This is a genomic window from Luteolibacter algae (assembly GCF_042683045.1).
GTDB classification, from domain to species: domain Bacteria; phylum Verrucomicrobiota; class Verrucomicrobiia; order Verrucomicrobiales; family Akkermansiaceae; genus Luteolibacter; species Luteolibacter algae.
The window spans coordinates 553,503-568,695 of sequence record NZ_JBHUIT010000002.1; the positions used below are offsets into that span (position 1 = coordinate 553,503).

General features: G+C 53.6%; 14 protein-coding genes. 4 read left to right on the forward strand and 10 right to left on the reverse strand.

The features are described 5' to 3' along the window. Positions 1–261: 261 nt before the first annotated feature. Together ACFSSA_RS03605 and speA are read right to left on the reverse strand one after the other, a co-directional pair. Positions 262–513 (reverse strand): hypothetical protein, encoded by a 252-nt coding sequence (locus ACFSSA_RS03605; RefSeq protein ID WP_386818410.1) that lies wholly within the window; start codon positions 511–513, stop codon positions 262–264. A 127-nt stretch (positions 514–640) separates the two neighbouring features. Then, positions 641–2,590 (reverse strand): biosynthetic arginine decarboxylase, encoded by a 1,950-nt coding sequence (gene speA, locus ACFSSA_RS03610; protein ID WP_386818411.1) that lies wholly within the window; start codon positions 2,588–2,590, stop codon positions 641–643. 230 nt (positions 2,591–2,820) lie between these two features. On the opposite strand from speA, the gene ACFSSA_RS03615 reads away from it, so the two are divergent. From ACFSSA_RS03615 to ACFSSA_RS03625, 3 genes are read left to right on the forward strand one after another with little or no spacing between them, the layout of a single operon-like run. Then, entirely contained in the window at positions 2,821–3,534 is a 714-nt protein-coding gene (locus tag ACFSSA_RS03615; RefSeq protein ID WP_386818412.1) for a hypothetical protein, read from the forward strand. A gap of 14 nt (positions 3,535–3,548) precedes the next feature. Next, the gene (locus tag ACFSSA_RS03620; protein ID WP_386818413.1) at positions 3,549–4,082 is read left to right on the forward strand and encodes a hypothetical protein; all 534 of its coding nucleotides are present in this window, start codon (positions 3,549–3,551) and stop codon (positions 4,080–4,082) included. Positions 4,083–4,131: 49 nt separating this feature from the next. Continuing rightward, complete coding sequence (locus ACFSSA_RS03625) at positions 4,132–5,145, forward strand: hypothetical protein (protein ID WP_386818414.1); 1,014 nt, start codon at positions 4,132–4,134, stop codon at positions 5,143–5,145. 5 nt (positions 5,146–5,150) lie between these two features. Here the strand turns inward: ACFSSA_RS03625 and ACFSSA_RS03630 are convergent, their stop codons facing one another. The 5 genes from ACFSSA_RS03630 to moeB all read right to left on the reverse strand — a co-directional run bounded on the left by ACFSSA_RS03630 (position 5,151) and on the right by moeB (position 11,998). Continuing rightward, on the reverse strand, positions 5,151–6,035 hold the full coding sequence (locus ACFSSA_RS03630) for an aminoglycoside phosphotransferase family protein (RefSeq protein WP_386818415.1): 885 nt from the start codon (positions 6,033–6,035) through the stop codon (positions 5,151–5,153). 82 nt (positions 6,036–6,117) lie between these two features. Continuing rightward, positions 6,118–7,437, reverse strand: a complete 1,320-nt coding sequence (locus ACFSSA_RS03635) for an ammonium transporter (protein WP_386818416.1) — start codon at positions 7,435–7,437, stop codon at positions 6,118–6,120. A 153-nt stretch (positions 7,438–7,590) separates the two neighbouring features. After that, entirely contained in the window at positions 7,591–8,730 is a 1,140-nt protein-coding gene (locus ACFSSA_RS03640; protein ID WP_386818417.1) for a hypothetical protein, read from the reverse strand. A 90-nt stretch (positions 8,731–8,820) separates the two neighbouring features. Beyond that, entirely contained in the window at positions 8,821–10,722 is a 1,902-nt protein-coding gene (locus ACFSSA_RS03645) for an ABC-F family ATP-binding cassette domain-containing protein (RefSeq protein WP_386818418.1), read from the reverse strand. A gap of 127 nt (positions 10,723–10,849) precedes the next feature. Then, positions 10,850–11,998 carry a molybdopterin-synthase adenylyltransferase MoeB gene (gene moeB, locus ACFSSA_RS03650; protein ID WP_386818419.1) on the reverse strand — a complete coding sequence of 383 codons (1,149 nt, stop codon included), beginning with the start codon at positions 11,996–11,998 and terminating at the stop codon, positions 10,850–10,852. Between the two features lie 60 nt (positions 11,999–12,058). On the opposite strand from moeB, the gene ACFSSA_RS03655 reads away from it, so the two are divergent. Then, complete coding sequence (locus ACFSSA_RS03655; protein ID WP_386818420.1) at positions 12,059–12,637, forward strand: thioredoxin family protein; 579 nt, start codon at positions 12,059–12,061, stop codon at positions 12,635–12,637. Positions 12,638–12,740: 103 nt separating this feature from the next. Here the strand turns inward: ACFSSA_RS03655 and ACFSSA_RS03660 are convergent, their stop codons facing one another. From ACFSSA_RS03660 to ACFSSA_RS03670, 3 genes are all read right to left on the reverse strand, one after another. After that, positions 12,741–13,430, reverse strand: a complete 690-nt coding sequence (locus ACFSSA_RS03660; protein WP_386818679.1) for a zinc metallopeptidase — start codon at positions 13,428–13,430, stop codon at positions 12,741–12,743. 315 nt (positions 13,431–13,745) lie between these two features. Next, entirely contained in the window at positions 13,746–14,396 is a 651-nt protein-coding gene (locus ACFSSA_RS03665; RefSeq protein ID WP_386818421.1) for a PEP-CTERM sorting domain-containing protein, read from the reverse strand. Positions 14,397–14,433: 37 nt separating this feature from the next. Beyond that, positions 14,434–15,192 carry a choice-of-anchor M domain-containing protein gene (locus ACFSSA_RS03670; RefSeq protein ID WP_386818422.1) on the reverse strand — a complete coding sequence of 253 codons (759 nt, stop codon included), beginning with the start codon at positions 15,190–15,192 and terminating at the stop codon, positions 14,434–14,436. Position 15,193 lies beyond the last annotated feature (1 nt).

The window sequence follows — 15,193 nt, forward strand, 5'->3', positions numbered from 1 at the left end:
AGAGAGCTAATGTATCAATTGATCGACGCTATTATAGATAGCTGAATAGTTTAAATATACTGGATGATTCAATATGGATTGGAACCTGTAACGAGATGTAACCCTTTTAAAATAGGGGATTAAGCGGATTCGTGAATATGCTATGACCCATTTTCGCTCCGTCTATGTAGCTTCTTTAAGTTACACTTTTGTTTTTAGTGCAAAACTCTTAAATATCTTTGGAGATTTAGCGTGTTGCAAAAATTGCGGGACTGGATGCGGCTATTTGGGGATGTCATCACCCAGGATCTTGTCCAAAAGTGCCACGCGCTCCCAAGGGCATCGCTTACGTTGATATTTTTTCCAGACAATATCGCGAAGTGCTCGCCATACCTCTTCGGAAGGCTCTTCCAGAACTTCCCAATCCGGATCGCTTTTCAGTGTGGTGAGAATACGAAACTCCTGGCCATGATAATTGGCCCGATAAAAGCGTTTACCTTCGTCTGTGCGCTCGTTCCATTCGTGAGATTCCATATCGGGAGAGAAACGGCTGCAGCCGGATCTGGCAAGCGGTGATTCCGCTTTCTAGGCGAGGCTCCTGATCAAGGAGCCAGAATCCCGATGAATCCAATTAGATCCAGGGAAGGGACAGGGGTGGAGTTCAGCTTTCGAAGTAGGTGTAACCTGCCAAACCGCTGCGATAAAGATCGAGGATCTCCTTGCGTTCCTTGGGTGAGATCCGGCCGTCTGAAACGGCTTTTTCCGCAAAATTACGGAACTTGGAAACGAGCTCCTTGGGATCGAACTCCACATAGCTGAGAACATCGGCCACCGTATCGCCTTCTACCTCGTGAGTGTAGACAGGTTTGCCGTTTTCCAAATGGACACCGACAACGTTGGTATCTCCCAGGAGGTTGTGGAGGTCTCCCAATGTTTCCTGGTAGGCTCCCACAAGGAAAATGCCAACGTAGTAAGGATCTTCTGGCTTGAAATCATGCAGGGGAAGGATTTTCGCCACGTCTTCCTTATCGATGAAGCGATCGATTTTTCCATCACAGTCACAGGTGATATCCGCCAGAACAGCGCGGTGCTTTGGTCGCTCATCAAGCCTGTGAATCGGCATTACCGGGAAGAGTTGATCGATTGCCCAGGAGTCCGGGAGGGATTGGAAAAGAGAGAAATTTCCATAGTAAAAATCCACCAAGCCATTGGAAAGCTCCTTGAGATCTTCCGGGATATCGTCCATTTCCGCGATCATATTGGAAATCCGGGTGAGGATATGCCAATACCAGGCTTCGGCGGTGCCGCGTTCCCTCAGGGTGGCGGCGGAGTAAACAAACTGCGCACGGACCTGATCGCGATAGTATTCGGCGTCGTTCATGCATTCCTGCAGGTTGCTCTTGTTCAGCGCCTTATTAACATGGAAGAGATTGATCAGGTTTTGAGGGGGATTTTCCGGCATGACCGGTTCCTTTTCAGATGTCTGGGCAGAGGTGACATCAAGGATGTTGAAAACGAGAACCGAATAGTAGGAAACGACGGCCCGGCCGGACTCCGAAATGAGATTCGGGTGTTTTACCCCGGCTTTGTCGCATTGCTGGGCAACAACTTCCACGATGTCTGTGCAATATTCCTGGATGGAGTAGTTGCAGGATGAGGCGAAATTTGTATGGGAGCCATCGTAATCGACAGCCATCCCGCCACCCATGTCGAGGACTCCCATTGGTGCACCTTCCTTAACCAGATCACAATAGATCCTGACTGCTTCCGTGCAGCCTTCGCGAATCGCAGCGATGTTCGGTATCTGGCTTCCCTGGTGATAGTGAAGCATTTTTAGACACGGAAGGTGGCCAGACGCCTTCAGTTTATCGACGACTTCGATAACTTGGGCAGCGTTGAGACCGAAAACGGATTTATCCCCGGCAGATTCCTGCCAATGACCGGATCCTTTGGTCGAAAGGCGGATACGGATACCGAGGTTTGGCAGGATGCCCATCTTGCGCGAACGTTCCAAGATCAGGTCGATCTCGCTGGGCATTTCCAGAACAAGCATGATTTTCAGTCCCATTTTCTGGGAATGAAGTGCAAGATCGATGAATTCCTCATCCTTATAGCCGTTACAGATGATGTAGGCCTCTGTGTCGTGCATGTGTGCGAGGGCGGCGATCAGCTCTGGCTTGGAGCCTGCCTCCAGGCCGTAATGATATTTTTTACCGAATTCCGCGATTTCTTCGATGACCTGCCGCTGTTGGTTGACTTTGATCGGATAGACACCGCGGTAGTTGCCCTGGTATTTGGTAAGCCGGATTGCTTCCTTGAAAGCCTCGTTGATTTCCGTGATTCGCGAGTGAAGCAGATCCCGGAAGCGTAGCAAAACCGGGAGATGCGTCCCACGGTCGTGCAGCCCTTGGATGATGTTATGCAGGGAGACTTCGGCTTGATTCTCGCCGTCTTCCAGTTTGACGACAACATGCCCGTCTTTATTGACGCTGAAAAATTTGTGCCCCCAGTTTTCGACTCCGTAGAGTTCCGAGGATTTCTCGGTGGACCATGCTTTATTGGACTTCGATTTTGCAGACTTGGCGGATGATGAGGCGGAAGGCGGAATCACGCCGGAAAGTTGCACGTGCCGGACAAACTTTCAATCTGTTTGCAGAGAGAGAAAGCAAATTGTCACGCTTGGCTCACAGCGGGAAATGCCATTTCCATATTTTTTTGAGAAATTTTCAAAAAACTGCCGGGAGCTACGCCAAGGCGTAATGCTCAAATTCCGGAAACAGGGTAAGTTTCCTTCATAGATGGCTCTTGCAAAAAAGGCATCTATCGCTCCCCCCCCAACAAATGAAACTACTATCCCTTATCGTTGCCGCAATTTTCGGTCTCGGTGTTTCCCTTCAAGCAGGCACAGGCGCAAAAGTCTATTGCTGGGCGCCTCATCTGGCCGCTCCGATCCTGCTTGATTCCCATGGACAAGGTATCGGCACCTACGCCGGGCGTCCTTATAGCTATAAAATTTTAGGAGTCGCCGGCGTGATTACGCTCGGTGACCAGTGCGATGGCGCGTTTCCCGATCCCGCTGATCCCAATCGCCGTTTCCGCAAGGGCTGGTGGATTGGTGGTTTGGGCGCAAACACCAATATCTATTCATCGGTGAAGTTGCAGGTAAACTGGGCTCAATATTATCCGAAACGATTGGAAGTAACCGGTGACAGACCGGGTGCTACGTCGGGGCCGGTCCGCTTGTATGGCGATACCTGGGAGACCAACAAAATGTTTGGTTACCCGGAGGTGACATTGGTATTCCATTTGGCGGGTAGCCAGGATTCCGCCATTCCCAACCGCAATCCCAGTGGCTACTTTTATGTGGTTGGCGAGTATCTTACAGGGCCTCCTTCCGTTACCGGGAAACTCAATGTGACCAGCGAGACGATTCTGCGCGGGAATGTGACCCCGGTTGGCTACTCCATCAACCGAAGCGGTGGAGCCGAGATCACTCCTCCTTTCGTGGGGTATGACAAGGCCGGAGAAGTCGTTTTCCCAAGCAGCAGCAAATAAGCCAGCGAAATTTTATGAAAACCACGGATCTTCTTTTTTCAAGCGCACTGGTGATCGGTATGTTTGCAGCCAAGGCTACCGCCCAAAGCGGGAGTGGACAGGGAATCGAGTTTCTCCCCGCTGAACGCCAGGCACCTGTAGGTAAGGCAATTTCAGACGCTGAGATCAAGGCCCAGCGAAAACAAGCACACTTCGGCGGCTTTGCAGCACCGGAGGATCAGAGGAAAGGGTATGAACTGGCGGACTATTCAGACTTTTTAGTCGTGGATGGAAAATATGTCATCCTGCCAAAAAACTCGATCATCCATCTGCCCGATGCGCACAAAGGCCTTCTTCGTTCCGCACCGGAGGGGACTTTGATGTCCTGGAGCGAATTTTTGAACCAATACACGGGAATGGTCACCACAATGGATGTCTCACTTGACGAGGTATCGGGAGACAAGGCCTTGAACGCAGAGAAAATGGAAATTGCTGCGAAAGCTGGTCTCATCGTCATCGCTGTCTACGATAGGAGTCCTATCACAGTCCTCCGGGCAAAAGCACAGTAACTCTCTTCCATTCATCGAACTTCACCGAAACCATCTGTCCAATTTCACCATGAAATCCCGCATTTCGCTCCTTTTCCTGCTAGGCCTGTGCTCTGTCTCGGCCAACGGTTTTATCCGGCAAATCCAGACGATCAACGGACAGTCGGTGGTTTATGATATTCCGGTTGCGAACGATAGCGGCAGTGTCCAGTCCAGGCCGCTTTCCGCTGAATCCGCAGTGTTTCAGCTTTATACGACCGTCGTGGAGGCAAACAAAACGGAAACGCTCAAAAAGCTCGATGAAAAGGCTGTCGGCACCTATCTGCCGGCCGCTAGTCTGCAGATTTTATCCGAGGATCCATATTACCCGGCCCGCACTCGCGCGGATAAGCCATACGGAGTGCGCCTGACTGTCAGCGGGCTACTGCAGGACACTCCGGACGTCCCCGATTACGCGAAAACCGTTTACGCCTCCCGCTCTTACGCGACGTCGGATCCGGTGACCTACCAGTTGAATGGAGTGAAGGGAACGTATGCGGATGTATTCACTTTCCGCCAGAATGGAACCTTTGTTGAAAACAATGTTCTCCAGAGATTGCCCGGGGACAGTCCGAGTCTGGCGGTAGGCGAGGAAAGCTTTACTGTATATTTGAACTCCGGCACGGGTCCGGCTTCCGAGCTGGCGAAGGCAACTGTCCAGATCTGGCCGGTTGCAATCGCGCAGGTGGCAGGCATTGAGGAGGGGGAGCGCTACACCGCCACACCGACCGACGGCCGATTTTCTGTGAGAAATATTTATCCCGATAGCGTTACCTACGCACAGGTTTACAAGGGGCCGCACGTCATCGGAACAGTCGGGACTCCACTGCCGTCCACGGTTGTGGCATATAAAACGCATGCTCCGCAAACGGCCGTGCTTACCCTGACCGATCTGCCCGGTTTGGTGAAGGATGATGGCGTTTATACCGTTGAAATACTCACAATCACCCCATTCAATAATCGGGCTCCAGAACTACTGGCACACGTGACTTTTGAGGTAAAAAGGACTCTGCGGGTGAATTCCATGGTCACCACGCTGGAGTAATTTGCTCAGCGGATATCGGCCAGCCAGTCGAGCCTGCTTTGCAGCTTTTCCTTTCTGTCTTTGGATGGATTGGGATAAAGGACCGGATACCATGCGCTCATCACCGCCGCCCGGGCGATAAGGCTCTGATGCAGCGCTTCTTCATGGATCATTCCTCCGGCGGCACAATAGGCGGTGATAATTCCATCGGCCTTCACCTGATCGTCTTCGAGAATCCTCGCATTCCAGATGATGGATGCAATGTCCCATTCCACGGGCCCGCAGAATGTATCCTCCCAGTCGGTCCACAATAAGCCGATGGTGGTGTTAAGTAAATTTCCGCCGTGTGCATCGCCATGGAGTGCTTGATGCGGGAAGGATTTGAGTTCTGCCAGAGAGCTACGGAGTCTTTTCCGGAGAAGCTCGAGGGTGGATCCCGGGAAAAGCGATTTTTGCTCCAGGGTTTCTAATAGTTCCAAGCTCTCGGTAAGTATCGCAAGCTCGGGGAGTTTATCCGGGAAATGCCTGAGTAAATCGTGACATTGGAAGAGCGTCCGGCCAATGAGGGAAGGGGGCGGCTCCTCGTCGATGGCAGATACGAATTGCCAGAAATTGAGTGTGTAGCCCAAGTGCTGATGAGGGCCGGGAGGAATTTTGTCGTGCATCGGGATCACTGGAGCTCCGGCTTTTGCCAGATACTGGGCGATCGCATTTTCACGCTCGAACCACTCGCTTCCCTGACGCGGCCCATCGAGATCCGTCACCACACGTGCGACGAGGGTATCGGACAATCTCAGCACCAGAGTGTTGCCATTTTGAAGGATCTCACAGCGGTCAGGGGATAAGCCATGGGCAAGCGCGGTTTCAGAAGCGGCACGGATGGGAAGTGAGATGTCCGGGTGATTTGTCATGGCAATGATTGGCAACGGGAAAAAGAAAACGCCGACCTTCATGTGGAGGTCGACGTTTGAAAACCGTTTTCCGGAATTTCTATCAGCCGTGGAGATCCGTATAAGCGCTTTCTCCGTGATCGGTCTGGTCGAGACCACTTTCCTCACTGCGCTCGTCTGTTCTGAGGCCGACAGTATATTTCGCCGCTCCAAAGGCGATCAATGCCGCCACACCACTCCACGCGATGGTGATCAGAATGGAAACAATTTGTCCCCACACCTGCGAGGCCATGCCGATGGAATCATTGTAAGCTCCGGAGCCACCCATGCTTTCAAAGCAAAACACACCTGTGAGCACTGCTCCCACAATTCCACCCACACCATGAACTCCGAAGACGTCCAGCGAGTCATCGTAGCCGACCTTGTGCTTCAGTTTGATGGCAAAAAAGTAGCAGACGATCGCGGAGACCGCCCCGATGCAAAGCGCTCCGGGAATGCCAGCCGTCCCGGAAGCGGGAGTGATGGCGACCAATCCTGCCACAGCACCGGTAGCGGCGCCGACAGCGGTGACAACCTTTGTGAAAATTCTCTCGATAATGATCCAGACCACGATGGCCGTGGCGCAGGATGTCTGGGTGGTCAGCATTGCCATGCCCGCCGTGCCATCCGCTGCGAGCTCGGAGCCAGCATTGAAGCCAAACCAGCCGACCCAAAGTAGCGCTGCTCCGATGATCACGAGCGGCACATTATGCGGAGTGAGGGGGATTTTCTGAAATCCTTTCCGTGGACCAACCATGATACAGCCGATGAGTCCGGCTACAGCAGCATTGATGTGGACTACCGTGCCGCCGGCAAAATCCAGGACATGGAAACGATGGAAAAACCCATTCGCATTCCAAGCCATGTGCCAGATCGGCAGATAAGAGATGGTAAACCAGATAATGCTGAAGATCATTACCGCGGAAAACTTGATGCGCTCCGCGAAGGAGCCGATGATCAGAGCCGGGGTAATGATGGCAAAAGTCAGCTGGAACATGATATAAATCGTTTCCGGATAGCCGCCGGCATCACTATCGGGAGTGATTCCTTTCAGGAAAATCTTTGATGCACCACCGATGAATGAATTATTATCCGTGGTGGCAAATGAGTAGCCATAGATGACCCAAAGCAAGCTCATCACGCCTGCCATCGCCAGGCATTGAACCAGGATCGAGAGAACATTTTTGGAGCGGACCAAGCCGCCGTAGAAAAGTGCCAGGCCCGGTAGTGTCATCAATAGGACCAACACGCTGGAAACGAACATGAACGTCGTATTCCCCGTATCAAAGGCGGGCGCGTCTTGTTGGGAGAAGGCGGAAGTGGCGGAAGCAGCGAGGACAGACAGGGTTAAAATCCATCGTTTTAGGGCGGAAATGGGAGTCATATTCGTTATTGGTTTTGAGTATGATGGAAATTCATACGAACCGGATTGAAGCATGAATCGTGCCCATATCCCGGATGTCCGGAATTACTGCTGGTTCGCACCAGGTCCCTCAAGCAGCTCGTCCCCGCTGATGTCTGCGCATCAGGGGCGCTTTTACCATTTTCCGGTTTCCGCCCAGGTGCGGAAGTGCACCAGGCGCTCAGGCTTTTTCCACACGCTCTCCAGATATTTTTCACCGATCTGGTCAAACGATGCTTTGGCGAGTGCGCGGTCGTTTCCCATGGTCGCCAAGCGGGCGGTCTGGCTCGGGAATTCCAGAGAGGTGGGATATTTTTTCGAAAGTATAGCCAAGCCATCGCGGGTTCTGGGCCAGAGGGCCCGTGACTCCCGGAAGATATTTCCGTAATAACTGCTGAGATTGATGACAATACGGGCGTAGACCTCATCGCCCAAGCCGCCCGGGGCATTCGCCGCTTCCAGCGCTATTTTTTCCCATTCACCTTCTTCGCCATACCAGCGGGGCAGCATCGCATAGCAGTGGGAGGGATAAATATGCCAAAAGGTGGGATCAATTGCCAAGGCCTCCTTGGTCAATGTCTGGAAATCTTTCTTTGGCCAGCCCTGGCCGAGCGCGACTGTCATTGCCGCTAGCTGGCAGCAGGCGTCCTTATCCGGGTGGTTCCGGGTCTCTCCGAAGATTTCCGCCGCCATCGCCAGACGCTCCTGGAAGAGTCTGTGATTTTCCCGTGTCACATCGCTTGCGTATCCGTTGCCGCGCGCATGCCAGGCATACTCGGTGAGCATGTTGATGAGGCCGATCCGCCTTGTCAGCGAGTTGGGAAACGCTTTTTCCCAGGCTTCATAGGTTTTGAAATCAGTGAGCCAGAAATCCTCGCCCTGGTTAAATCTGTTATCCAGAGCATCATAGAAAACCTTTGATTTCCAGGAACCATTCGGAAAAAGGGCTCTAGAGTTTCTCAGCTCCGCAGCAATTTTTTCCAGCTGATCGAACTTACCTTCATCGAAAGCTCCGCGGATTTCAGCCGTGAAAATACGGATCTCATGGTTTGCAGGATCTTCCGTAGTGATCAGTTTCGCGGCTTCGATTCTTTCCGCGGTATCAATGTGTTCGATCGGCCCCGGAGTTCCTTTTTCGAGTGTCCGGCGGCTTGTTGCCGTTTCCCTCTCGTTTAGAATTTTTTCTGCCGTGGAAGTAATCTTGTCGCAGGAGGCGCCGAGGATGAGAGTGGCACAAAGCGTCAGCCGAGAGGCGATACGAAGGATATCTTTCATGTGGGATTTTTGTTAGGCCCTAATGAACTGATATAAATCTGATTTTTAGAAATATTAGCAAGAGTTAATCTGTGAGGTTAATGATTTATGTTAGATTACCTCCGCGGCATCCGCAATGGCCTGGAGTTCTTCCCAGCGCTCGTAGAGTGCTGTGGCAGTGGCTCTGGCAGCTTCGAGCTTCTCCATTTCCGCCGGAATTTTTTCGTAGTGGCTGAGCTGGAAGTCCGGATCGTTCAAACGGCTTTCGATGGTGGAGACTTCTTCCTCTGCTGCGGAGATCCGTTCTTCCATCCCTTCCAGTTCAGCGCGTTCCTTCTGGGATAGACGGCGGGGTTTATCAGCGGATTTTGCTTGGGGCTTCGGAATCTTGAGCGCCTTGTAGGCCTGTGCCTGGGCTTTTTGTGCTGCTTCCCGCTGCTGGCGTTTCTCCAGGTAATAAGAATAGTTGCCCGGCGTCACGTGGATGCCATCGTCTTCAAAGGCGATGATTTGATCGCAAATCCTATCGAGGAAATATCGATCGTGGGAAACGCATAGGATGCTCCCGCCGAAGCTTGAGAGTGCTTCTTCCAACATCCGCAGGGAGGGAAGATCCAGATCGTTGGTAGGCTCATCGAGGACGATGAGATTGCCGCCGGTTTTGAGGACTTTGGCAAGCATCAGGCGGGCGCGTTCCCCGCCGGAGAGAAGATCGACCCGCTCGTTGATGCGTTCATTGTTGAAAAGAAAGCGGCGGAGGTAGGCTCTCGCTCCGAGGGTTTCATTTCCAAACTGGACCTTCTCGTTGCCATCGGAAATTTCGTCGAGAAGCGAGCCCGTGCCATCGAGCTGCATGCGGGTTTGGTCGATGTAATTTACCTTAACGCGCTTGCCGAGAACGGCGGTTCCCTCGGTGGGCTGCAATTGATCCAGGCAAAGCTTCAACAAGGTCGTTTTGCCTACCCCGTTTTTCCCGACAATTCCCGTGCAGGTGCCGGGCCGGATGGATAGATCCAGATGGCGGAAAAGCCAGCGCGGTAGGGTGTCCGAGCCGACATTTACGCCGGCTTGCTCCAGCTCGATGACGACGTTTCCAAGATCCGCCGCAGGAGGCAGCAACAAATCCATTTCCCGCTCTTCGGGAGGGGCTTCCATTCCCTCCACTTCGTAAAAGGCATCCAGGCGGGTGCGCTGTTTCGTGCCGCGGGCTTTCACCCCGGCGCGGACCCATTCCAGCTCGGTCCGGAGGAAGCGCTGGCGGCGGCGCTCTGACTGCTCTGCAATCTGCTGGCGGATGGCTTTGCTTTCCAGATAGGCGGTGTAGTTGCCAGTATGGGAAAATGCTTTGCCATGATCGATCTCGATAATGCGGGTGGCGATGACATCCAGGAAATAACGATCGTGAGTCACAAAAATGACGGCTCCGGCGAAACCTTTGAGCACATCCTCCAGCCATCGGATGGACTCGGCATCGAGGTGGTTTGTAGGCTCATCGAGCAAAAGTAGATCCGGCTGGCAGGCGAGAGCGCGGCAGAGCGCGACGCGGCGTTTTTCCCCGCCGGAGAGGGGCCCGGTGGGAGCCTCCAGTGGCGGGGTGCCGAGAGCGTTGGAAAGAGCCGTGATGCGTGCATCCAGATTCCAGCCATCCGCGTGATCGATTAACTCTAGAAAATCGTGGAGTTCCTTTTCCGTGCCATCTCCGTTTTCGTAACGGCGTATGGCCTCCACGATATCCGCCGCTCCCGCGGCAATGTTTTCATGGACGGATAGCTCCGGATCCAACTCGAATTCCTGCGGAAGATAGCCCGTGCGGATCCCGCGTCTCAAAGATATTTCTCCGGAATCCGGCTGCTGCTCTCCGGTAAGAATTTTCAGAAGCGAAGACTTCCCGCAGCCGTTTCTTCCCACCAGGCCGACTTTTTCCCCGGCGGCAACAGCAAGTGTGACGCCGTCCAAAAGGTTTTGATAGGAGTAGGCGAGGCGGATTTCGTTCGCGGAAAGAAGGGTGGACATAAGAGATCTAATCGCGAGTGCTGGCGAAGGGCTGCGAATGAAGGGGCAAAAGGGATGAATGTAAATCGTGAAGGCGAAGAAGCGCCGCAACGCGGGGCGGGAGAGCCGGCGGAGGTCTGTTTTTTAATCAGAGCCGTTGGAAGGCATCCATCCCGCCGGTGACGTTGGTTACATCGGTAAACCCGAGGGATGAAAGATATTCGCAGGCTTTGGCGGAACGCATTCCGGCCTTGCAGTGGAGAATGATGCGGGTGTCTTTCGGGAGGTTTTTCGCGTAGGTGGGGATCGTTTGAAGCGGCACGAGTTTTGCCTGCGGGATATTGATCACATCATATTCCTCCGGCTCGCGGACATCGATGAGGAGAGCGTTGAAATCATCGGCGGCGAGCATGTCTTTGAGTTCGGATGCGGTAATGGCTTTCATATTTGGATCGGTTACGGCGCAGGAAGCGGAAGCATTGGTCTCCGCGTTGCTGACGGAAGTAATGGTGGGGGCGGAGCCACAGAGACGGCAAGAGGGATCGTGCGGAAGACGAAGACTGCGGAAGGTCGTTTTCAGGGCATCGTAGATGAGAATGTTGCCGAGAGGTGGTTCACCGGCGCCCAGTATCAACTTGATTGCCTCCATGGCCTGCAGCGAGCCGATGATTCCCGGAAGGACTCCCAGGACACCGGCCTCATTGCAGGATGGCACCGCGCCGGGGGCGGGACTTTCCGGAAGTAGACAGCGGTAGCACGGACTGCCTAGATGGGGTGCGAAGACAGTCATCTGCCCGTCGAAGCGGTGGATCGCTCCGTAAACCAGAGGTTTTTTCAGGAAAAAGGCAGTATCGTTGGCCAGAAATCGGGTGGGGAAATTATCGGAGCCATCGAGGATAATATCGTAGCCATTGGCGATCGACAGGGCGTTCTCCGGAGTGAAACGGACCGGATGTAGAACCAGCTCGATATGCGGATTGGTTTCCCTCAGGCGTGCGGCGGCGGAGTCCAGCTTTGATTTCCCCACCGCCGAATCCGTGTGTAGAAGCTGGCGCTGCAGATTGGAGACATCAACGGTATCCGGATCAATGAGGCCAAGCCTTCCCACCCCTGCCGCGGCAAGATACAAAGCGGCCGGGGAGCCAAGACCACCGGTTCCTATGAGCAGGACGGAAGCATTTTTCAAACGGATCTGGCCTTCCATACCTACGCCGGGGATTATTAGGTGACGGGAGTAGCGGGCTTTTTCTTCTGGGCTGAGCACACGGATATCTAAGCGGAGTCCTGGAATTTTCAAACTGCAATCTGGCGGAAGACTTGGGTTGCGGACACGCGCCTGCGCCTCTAAGAAAGGTTTATGGCAGAAACGTTATCGACCTTTGAATTGAAATTTGCAGACAAGGCTCCCGCGTTCGCGTTGCCGGATGCTTGGGGCAAGGTGTTTTCACTTTCGGATTGTGCCGGTGAAAATGGAACGCTCGTCGTTTTTGTCTGCAATCACTGCCCATACGTGATCCATCTGGCGGATCCATTGGGGAAAATGGCGAAGGATCTCGCAGAAAAAGGAGTGAAAACCGTGGCAATCAATTCCAACGATCTGGAAAAATACCCGCAGGATGGCCCGGAGCCGATGAAAGAATTCTCCAGGCAATACGGGTGGGATTTTCCCTACTTGGTCGATGAAAGCCAGGAGGTGGCGAAAGCTTATGGCGCGGCATGCACACCGGACTTTTTCCTCTTTGATGAAACCGGCGGTCTCGCCTACGCGGGTCAGTTCGATAACACCCGCCCAAAATCCGGCGAGCCGGCGACAGGTGCTGAGTTAAGAAAGGCCGTTGATGCGATGCTGGCTGGCGATTCCGTGGAAGCTGGTGTGCCTAGCAGCGGTTGCAATATCAAGTGGAAGCCCGGCAACGAGCCCAAGTGGTTTGCATGATTTCTGGCTTACCTGGCTGAAATCTTTTCCCAAAATTCACAAAAAAGCCGGGCACCCCGACAGGTGCTCGGCCTTTTTTAAGTTAATCTCCGAAAGGGGGGGCTTAATCCCTCCGACCAAGCAGCATGGAGGCGTAGTAGATGAGCATCGCGATCGAGCTGATCGCAGCCACCACGTAAGTCATCGCCGCCCAGAAGAGCGCGTTTTTCGCTTTTTCATGCTCCATACTGGATGAGACACCAGAGCTTTCCAGCCATGCGAGAGCACGATTACTAGCGTCAAACTCGACAGGAAGTGTCACTACGGAAAATAGTGTGGTCACTGCGAAAAGGCCAACCCATGCGTAGAGCAAAAGAGGAGTTTGCAGGAATGCCGAAGCGAAGATGCTAACTACCAGCAGGATGTTCAGACCGCTGCTGGCGAACTGGACCGCTGGAACCATTTTCGAGCGAAATGTCAGCCATGCGTAAGCTTTCTGGTGCTGAACCGCGTGGCCGCATTCGTGTGCGGCGACGGCTGCTGCGGCGATGTTGTTCATCGCGTAGACAGACTCACTGAGGTTTACGGTTTTGGTCGTCGGGTCGTAGTGATCGGTGAGTTTACCGGGTGTGCTGATCACGCGGACGTCGTTGATGCCACTTTCGCGCAGCATGGTTTCTGCGATTTGTGCACCCGTGTAACGGATGGGGATTTGAGAATACTCGCTGAAACGGCGTTTCAAAGTGCTACTAACCAGCCAGCTGGCTAGTGCCGAGCCGACCATCAGGATGACCAACATCGGGGAAAATCCCATGATATAGGACAGTTGGAAGTTATTTAGAATTTCTGGATTCATGTATTGGATGGTAATATCGGTTTATGCTTATCGCAAAGATAAGCGGAGAAAAGACGACAATATTTTCATATTTTCGCAGTCAATGGAAAAAAAGTGGCGGGCCACCTGAGCGACCCGCCACCGAGCACAAACAAACCGATCAACACAAACAAGAAGAAGCCATGGAGTCTGCGCAATGGATGATCCCATGAAGGCTTGAAATTGGCAGAACTCCGCTGTGACAAAATGGACACTCCCTTCCCCTGTGCAGGCGGGAAAAAAGTGCCCTGTCGGTCAGCGGCTGCGGCGAAGCAGGCCGAGCCCGAGAGCTGAGCAGATCAAAAGAGCGGAAGACGGCTCCGGGACTGCCTTCACATTAAGCGTGAACAGCTGGGAGTCCCCGTAATTCCCATTCTCGTCCACGATTTTGAAGACAGCCGAGTAATCTCCCTGCTGCGCGTCCGGCGCAAAGGAGAATTGGATGGTGTGGATTTCGTCGGTTCTGAGATGTTCTTCGCTGCCGGCCGTCATCGAGTGTGTGTGGTCCCCGTGCCAGAAGCCGATGTTGACATTGTCCGAGCCGATTCCATTTCGTGAAACGAGAACGAGGTGGAAGTCTCCCGCTGGTGTGAGACTGGTCGAGTAGCTGGCATTGGGATAGGGGGAAATCTCCATCGCCGCGAGGTTGAAGGTCACGGTTTCGACACCGGGTATGATGCTGAAAGGCTCTGGGACGTGGGAGCCGGGCAGACCATTGTTCTGGGTGAAGGTGTGATAGTGGTCATCGTGCAAATCCCGGACGCGGAGATTATTGAGATTGGAGCTCGTGGGATTTACATCCACTCCAAAGGCAAGGTGCAGGGTGGATGCTGCCTGTGAGGTCGCTGTCATAGCGAGAACGATTGCGATGCTTTTTAGGGAGGTGTGGTATGGTTTCATTTTCATGTATCTATGGAGAAAAATCTTGCGGTGGGGTGAAGGCTCAGCGGTTGCGGCGGCATAGAAGTAGCGCGCCGAGGCCGAGGAGGATGCTTGAGCCTGGCTCCGGGACGGCATTGACCCCGAAGCGCAGGGTGAAGGGGTCGCTGACGGTTTCTTTCCCGTCCGGGAGGACTGCGCGGGCCTCGAAAGTGAGATCGTAAATGCCCTCGCTGCTGAATCCCCAGTTCATGTGGCTGTGCCCGCCCGGGGAGAGAAAATAGGAGTCCGCACTGCCATCGGTGGAAATTCCGTCTGCCGTGGAGATCCAGACATTGGGACCGCCGGCGAATTTCCACATGGAGAAATGATTGTCTGTGCCCTCTCCCGAGTAGGTCATACTGAGGAGGCGGAACTCGATCCATTGGCCTGTTCCAACGAGGCTGTGGGCCGGTGTCCAGCTTCCCACTGTGGTGCTCGAAATCCCCTCGGTATTCAAACCCGGGAAAACGAGATCCGAGTCCTGCCCTTCGGGAAAAATCCAGACATTTTCCCCCGCTCCCATCCCAAGGAAATCCCACGCGCTGCCGGATGGCCTGGTGAGTTCCTTCCCCGGAGGTAGGTAAAGGATGCTTTCTGTATCGGCCTCGTAACGGGTCGGTTGGGGGGAGCCCACCTCATCATGCTGGATGAAAATTTCCCAGTCCCCGCCGGCAGTCAGATTTGCATGAATGTCCAGGTGACCGGCGCCGATCACTACGGCGGAGTGACAAGGGGCGGCGGAAAGGACGAAGAGGAGGAATTTCAACGGAAGATTATTCATG

Coding starts and splice junctions, on each gene's coding strand:
- ACFSSA_RS03620 (WP_386818413.1), top strand. CDS start 3,549: ATGAAAACCACGGATCTTCTTTTTTCAAGCGCACTGGTGATCGGTATG.
- ACFSSA_RS03655 (WP_386818420.1), top strand. CDS start 12,059: ATGGCAGAAACGTTATCGACCTTTGAATTGAAATTTGCAGACAAGGCT.
- ACFSSA_RS03615 (WP_386818412.1), top strand. CDS start 2,821: ATGAAACTACTATCCCTTATCGTTGCCGCAATTTTCGGTCTCGGTGTT.
- ACFSSA_RS03635 (WP_386818416.1), bottom strand. CDS start 7,437: ATGACTCCCATTTCCGCCCTAAAACGATGGATTTTAACCCTGTCTGTC.
- ACFSSA_RS03630 (WP_386818415.1), bottom strand. CDS start 6,035: ATGACAAATCACCCGGACATCTCACTTCCCATCCGTGCCGCTTCTGAA.
- ACFSSA_RS03645 (WP_386818418.1), bottom strand. CDS start 10,722: ATGTCCACCCTTCTTTCCGCGAACGAAATCCGCCTCGCCTACTCCTAT.
- ACFSSA_RS03660 (WP_386818679.1), bottom strand. CDS start 13,430: ATGGGATTTTCCCCGATGTTGGTCATCCTGATGGTCGGCTCGGCACTA.
- ACFSSA_RS03665 (WP_386818421.1), bottom strand. CDS start 14,396: ATGAAAATGAAACCATACCACACCTCCCTAAAAAGCATCGCAATCGTT.
- ACFSSA_RS03605 (WP_386818410.1), bottom strand. CDS start 513: ATGGAATCTCACGAATGGAACGAGCGCACAGACGAAGGTAAACGCTTT.
- ACFSSA_RS03625 (WP_386818414.1), top strand. CDS start 4,132: ATGAAATCCCGCATTTCGCTCCTTTTCCTGCTAGGCCTGTGCTCTGTC.
- ACFSSA_RS03670 (WP_386818422.1), bottom strand. CDS start 15,192: ATGAATAATCTTCCGTTGAAATTCCTCCTCTTCGTCCTTTCCGCCGCC.
- ACFSSA_RS03640 (WP_386818417.1), bottom strand. CDS start 8,730: ATGAAAGATATCCTTCGTATCGCCTCTCGGCTGACGCTTTGTGCCACT.